The 5,550-nt window shown below is 73.0% G+C and carries 7 protein-coding genes; 3 read left to right on the top strand and 4 right to left on the bottom strand.

The genetic code is table 11. The annotated features are described in order from the left end of the window. Positions 1-65: 65 nt before the first annotated feature. The 3 genes from ABTZ99_RS44525 to ABTZ99_RS44515 are packed head-to-tail and all read right to left on the bottom strand — an operon-like array spanning position 66 to position 2,609. Positions 66-557, bottom strand: a complete 492-nt coding sequence (locus ABTZ99_RS44525; protein WP_498786851.1) for a DUF6912 family protein — start codon at positions 555-557, stop codon at positions 66-68. Then, positions 554-1,930, bottom strand: coding sequence for a WS/DGAT/MGAT family O-acyltransferase (locus ABTZ99_RS44520; RefSeq protein WP_498786850.1), 1,377 nt, complete (start codon positions 1,928-1,930; stop codon positions 554-556). Before ABTZ99_RS44520 ends, ABTZ99_RS44525 begins: the two co-directional genes overlap by 4 nt. 10 nt (positions 1,931-1,940) lie before the next feature. After that, entirely contained in the window at positions 1,941-2,609 is a 669-nt protein-coding gene (locus tag ABTZ99_RS44515) for a phosphotransferase (RefSeq protein WP_498786849.1), read from the bottom strand. Between the two features lie 63 nt (positions 2,610-2,672). Between ABTZ99_RS44515 and ABTZ99_RS44510 the strand changes: the two genes are divergently transcribed. Beyond that, complete coding sequence (locus ABTZ99_RS44510; RefSeq protein ID WP_498786848.1) at positions 2,673-3,416, top strand: TrmH family RNA methyltransferase; 744 nt, start codon at positions 2,673-2,675, stop codon at positions 3,414-3,416. A gap of 338 nt (positions 3,417-3,754) precedes the next feature. On the opposite strand, the gene ABTZ99_RS44505 is transcribed toward ABTZ99_RS44510, so the two are convergent. Further along, a complete protein-coding gene (locus tag ABTZ99_RS44505) occupies positions 3,755-4,165 on the bottom strand; it encodes an HAD-IA family hydrolase (protein ID WP_498786847.1) in 411 nt (136 codons plus the stop codon). A 57-nt stretch (positions 4,166-4,222) separates the two neighbouring features. Between ABTZ99_RS44505 and ABTZ99_RS44500 the strand changes: the two genes are divergently transcribed. Further along, positions 4,223-4,603, top strand: a complete 381-nt coding sequence (locus ABTZ99_RS44500; RefSeq protein ID WP_499619196.1) for an Rv3235 family protein — start codon at positions 4,223-4,225, stop codon at positions 4,601-4,603. Between the two features lie 797 nt (positions 4,604-5,400). After that, entirely contained in the window at positions 5,401-5,541 is a 141-nt protein-coding gene (locus tag ABTZ99_RS44495; protein ID WP_499619194.1) for a hypothetical protein, read from the top strand. Positions 5,542-5,550 lie beyond the last annotated feature (9 nt).

Genomic DNA, 5,550 nt, shown 5'->3' with positions numbered 1-5,550 from the left:
CGGAGGTCCAGACCCGGGTCTGGACCTCCGGCTCCCGCTCGGCGTGCAGAACCGCGGGGCAGCGGCTACATCAGCTCCAGCAGGAACGGCAGCTCCTGGACCGCGTACCAGGCCAGCTCGTGGTCCTCCGCCCCGCCCAGCGCGAACTCCGCGTCCGGGTCGCCGAGGTCCGCCGCGTCGATCACGTCGGCCGCCGCGCGCACGTCGTCCTCCGCCTCCGACGTGTCCAGGTGGATCGCGGCGATCAGCTTCATCGGCACCGGGCCCGACAGCTTCACCACCGAGAAGTCCAGGTCCGGCCGCAGCTTCACGTCCGGCACGTCGGCCGACACCACCGCGCGCCTCGGCACGGCCTTCTCGTCACCCGCGATCAGCCGCAGCGAACCGCGCGCGGCGTCGAGCATCGCCGAGTACTCGAGCTCCTCCGTGTCGCCGGTCGCGTACGACTCGCGCAACGCGGGCGTCAGGGCGAACCCCGTCCCGCCCACGGGCACGAACTCGCCGTTCTCCACCAGGTCGCGCAACATCGCGACGGTCGCCGGGAGGTACACCCTCATGCGGACACCGTTCCCATCAGTTCCTCCACCGACTCCTCGACCATCGCCGCCAGCACGTCCACATCGGACATCGCGTCGCGATCGGCGTTGAGGCCGAAGTACACGCCACCGTCATAAGACGTCACGCCGATCGACAACGCCTGGTTCTTCGCCAGCGGCACGACCGGGAACATCTCGATCATCTTCGCCCCCGCCGCGTACAGCGGCACCTGGGGACCGGGCACGTTCGTCACCACCACGTTGAACAACCGCCGCGAGAACGACGACGCCGCCCGCGCGCCCAGCGCGTGCAACGTGGGCGGCGCGAAGCCCGAGAACCGCACCAACGTCTGCGCCGCCACCGTCTGCCCCGACTCCTGGTGCGCGCGCATCGCGTGCGACACGTGGTGCAGCCGCACGACCGGGTTCGGCTCGCCGACCGGCAGGTCGACCAGGTACGCCGACACCTGCGCCTCGTCGTCGCGCACCGACATCGGCGCCATGGCCCGGATGGTGGTCCCCGCCGTCACGACCTCGCCGCGCGACAGCAGCCAGTTCCGCAGCGCGCCGGACAGCACCGCGAGCACGCCGTCGTTGACCGTGCCGCCGTGCGCCCGCCGGATGGCGCGGAACACGTCCAGCCCGGTGCGCGCCACCGCGAACCGCCGCTGCGGCGAGATCCGCACGTTCAGCGGGCTGCCGGGCGCGGGCGTCGCGGCGGTGCGCACCGCGGAGGCCAAGCCGCCGAACACCCCGGCGACCTTGCGCACCGTCGCCACCGTGTCCATCGCCGCCGAGCGGACGTTCTCCACCACCTCGCCGGGCCGCTGCACGGCTTCGGCGACCGCGTCGGCCACCAGCTGCAACCCGCTCGGCTCCGGCGACGGCATCCACAGCGACTCGACCGGCGGCCGCGGCGTGGCGGAGGGGTCCAGCATCACCTGCCCGATCTCCGGCGCGCCGATGCCGTCCACCATCGCCTGGTGCGTCTTGGTGATCACCGCGGTCCGGTTCCTGGCCAGGCCCTCGACCAGGTAGACCTCCCACAACGGCCGGGTCTGGTCCAGCGGGCGGGACATCAGCCGCGCCACCAGGTCGTGCAACTGCTGGTCGCTGCCCGGTTTCGGCAACGCCGACCGCCGCACGTGGTAGGTGACGTCGAAGTCCGCGTCGTCCACCCACACCGGCCGCGCGAGCCGTCCGGGCACGTGCACGACCTTCCGCCGGTACCGGGGCACCAGCGACAGCCGCTGCTCGATCAGGTCGACCAACCGGTCGTAGTCGAAGCCCGTGCGCGGGCGCCGGAACACCGCCACCCCACCGACGTGCATCGGCGTCGTGGAGTCCTCCAGGTACAGGAACGAGGCGTCCAGCGCGGACAGGCGGTCGGGCATGCGGTCCAGGCTAGTCGCTGCAATCGCGCACGAGCCTGCGAACGGCGCTGACCTCGGCTTCGTCCCGCTCGTGCCGGGCCAGCCTGATCGCCGCGGCGGCCGGCATGGCGCGCCTGGCCTCGACCCGCACCGAGCCGTCGACCCCGGCCAGGAACCCGCGCACCATCCGCGACCGGGCGAGCCGCTTGAACGGCCGCAGCGGCGCCACCGCGATCGCCAGCCAGCTCAGCGCGACGTCGACCTTGCGGTCGCCCTTGCTCGCGCTGCCCCAGTCGACCACGACCGCGCCCTCGGGGCCCATCACCACGTTGCCGGGGTGCAGGTCCAGGTGCAGCAGGTCGCCGTCGCCCGGCAGGAACGTCGGCGCGGGCACCCGGTCCAGCTTGCGGTGCAGCTCGGCCAGCTCACGGCCCAGCGCGCCCGCCCGCCACGGCCTGGCGTCCAGCTCCTGCGACATGCGCGGACCGGGGACGTACTCCATGACCAGGTCCGTCTCCGAGGCCTCCGCCACCCTCGGCACCGGTATGCCGTGCCGGCGCAGGTAGCGCATCAGCTCGGCCTCGGGGCCCAGGTCGCGGCCCGCACGGCTGCGCTTGACCAGCAGACCGTCCGGACGCAGGTAGACGTCCGCCTCCCGGCCGCTGGCCAGCAGGCGGTGCGCCTCGTCGCGCGATGCCATGTGACGATCATCATGATTGACAGCGCAGAAGCAAGCCCCAAATGGGTAGTGGACACTTGTCCCGTGGATGTGTCACCCAAGGACAAGTTCGTCACCGTGTACGGCCGCAAGCCCGTGCTGGAGGCCCTGGACGACCCGCGGCTCGAGGTCGACAAGGTCGTGCTCGCCGACACGGCCCGCGGTCCGGCCGCCCGGGAGATCCTGGACGCGGCCGGTCGGCGCGGTGTGGCGGTGCAGCGCGCTTCCGCGCAGCGGGTCAAGGTGCTGGCCGGGAACGGCAAGCAGGACCAGGGCGTGCTGGCGGACGTCGTCGCGCCGCGGATGCGTCCGCTGGAGCTGGCGTTGCGCGACGGGCCGCGGTTCGTGCTGGTGCTCGACGGGATCACCACGCCGGCGAACGTCGGCATGATCCTGCGCACGGCGACCGCGGCGGGGGTGGACGGCATCGTCGTGCCGCGGCGGGGTGTCGCGTCGATCGACCCGATGGTGGTCAAGGCGTCGGCGGGGGTGGCGTTCCGCGCGCCCGTGCTGCGGTGCGCGACGGCGGCGGAGGCGGTGGTGGCGCTGAGGGGCGCCGGGTACCCGATCTTCGCGTTGGACGCGCAGGCCCGGTCTTCGGTGTACGCGGCGGACCTGCCGGCGCGGGCGGCGTTCGTGCTGGGCAGTGAGACGGCGGGCGTCTCGGACGACGTGCGGCCGCACGTGACCGGGTGGTTGTCGATCCCGATGGCGGCGGGGGTGGAGTCGTTGAACGTGGCCAGCGCCGCGGCCGTGCTGTGCTTCGAGGTCGTCCGCCGGCGCGGGTGACCTTCGGGGCTCCTGTGTTTCCCGGTGGCCGGCGCAGCGCGGGTGCCGGAGGGCCGCTCAGACACCCGCGCTGCCTAACCCGGCTGATCGGCGGCTCACCACAGCCACCCGACGCGGTACCCGTCGGGCCGTCCCGACCAGCCCTCGGTGGCCCGCACCCACGCCCCTCGTACGGCATCGGGTGCGGGACCGGGGCACTCGTCCGCGCTGTTCACGACGCTCGGCCACTGCTCTCGTCCACTGCGCGGTATTCGCCGTGGCGCTGCGAACGTACGAAGGAAGTCGAGTGAGCGGCAATTCACCGGCCAGGTGGATTTTTCGTGGCCGTTCGTGACCGGTTAACTCTGCAGGGGGACCTGGAGCAGTGTTTCCAGTTCCTCGAGTGTGGATTGCACGGACTGGTGGTGCACACCGACCATTCCGGCCGCCGCGGCGCCCCGGACGTTGACCGCGAGGTCGTCGACGAAGACGCACTCGGCGGCGGGCAGGCCGAGCCGTTCGGCGGCGAGCAGGTAGATGCGGCGGTCGGGCTTGGCCAGGCCGACGTCGCCGGAGGTGATGACGACGTCGAACAGGTCTTCCCAGCCGGCCGGCGGGCGCCACAGGAAGTCGGCGTTGGAGAGCATCGCGGTGAGGATGCCCTGGTGGCGGACTTGGCGGGTGACGGTGAGGAGGGGCGGTTCGGTGGCCGTGTGGTCGTCACCGAGGTCCGTCAGGACGCCGCCGAAGTCGAGAACCAGTCCCCGCACCGTGCCTCCATCGGGTGATCTTGGTACGAAACCCCGGCCGTCCGCCCTCGGTTCAGCATGCCACCTCAACTGCGCACCCTGTCGTCCACGAAGCCGACCGCCACCCAGGACCCCTCCGCCGGCCCCACCGACACCCCGCCGCCGCCCGCACCTCTCGACGCCCGCCACTTCCTGTTCCCCTTGGTAGAGGCGCTGAGCGGCAGGCGGCCGCCGCGACAACTGTCGGCCACCTTCGCCCCACGTGCCCTGACCACCGTGGCGGAAGCCGCCACCCCAACCCGAACCCGCCTCGGCCGCTACCGCTTGTGCCACGTGTCGCCGGATGCGGCGGAACTGGCGGGCACCCTGCACATGCCGACCAAGGTCCGAGCATTCGCCGCGCGAGTGGAACGCCAAGGGTCACGCTGGCACTGCACCGAATTCCACCTACTCCCCTAACGGCCACCCGCGGATCAGCGGGGCCCTCTCACGCTCCGCTGACCCCGGCGACCGCTAACACGATCGAGTGACATTCGCCCAAAAATGTACGGAAACACCGTTACCAAACCTCGGTTGAAAACCAGCGGAACGCCTCGACCACCCACCCCCTGCCAACCCACACCCACCCCGACAACCCCATCACCCGAAACAGCCCCGCCAGCCAAACGCACCACCGGAACGAGCCCTCGAACGAACGACCCGAGCAGGGCGGTGCGGCCCGGCTGCGACGGCGGGCCCGGCGGATTCGTGGCACCGACTGGATTGCTGAGGGAAGCGATGGCCGGGCCGACGGGCACGGCGGATGCGGCGGGTGCGCCAACGGGCGGGGACGGCGGGGCGGCGGCGACGCCCCGCCGTCCCCGCCCGCCGCGAGTCGGTGGATGGACTGGCTGCGGTGGCGCTAGGGGCAGGGCGCGGGTGGGCCGCGTGCGGCGGCAGCGGCGAGTTGCGGCCCCGTCGGGTGTGGCGATGCACCGTCGCTCCCTCCGCCGCCCCGCCCGCCACGGATCTCCGGCCTCACCTGGCGGCACCACCGTCATCGCCATCGCACCGCCGGGGACGGCGGTGGAGGCGACGGGTGGTGCGCGGTGGGCAGGGGCGAAGCGGCGGCGAGGGTGCGGCGGGGCGGGTGCGGCGGAGGGCGGAGTGGGGCGGGCGCGGTGGGGCGACGGTGGCGCGGTGGGCGAAGGCGGGGCGGCAGTGGGGTGGATCGGCGGCGAGGGGCGAGAGGGGGTGGGCGAGAGGGGGGTGGGGCAGTGGCCGCGGTGGCGGCGGTGGCGGTGGTGGCGGTGGCGGTGGTGGCGGTGGCGGCGGTGGGCGGTGGCGGTGGGGGGCGGTGGCGGTGGGGGTGGGGGTGGGGGTGGGGGTGGGGGTGGGCGTGGGTGGCCCGGGAATGACGAATGCGG

This window comes from Actinosynnema sp. NPDC002837, from assembly GCF_040295345.1.
GTDB lineage: Bacteria > Actinomycetota > Actinomycetes > Mycobacteriales > Pseudonocardiaceae > Actinosynnema.
This window is presented reverse-complemented; position numbering and strand designations above follow the sequence as displayed.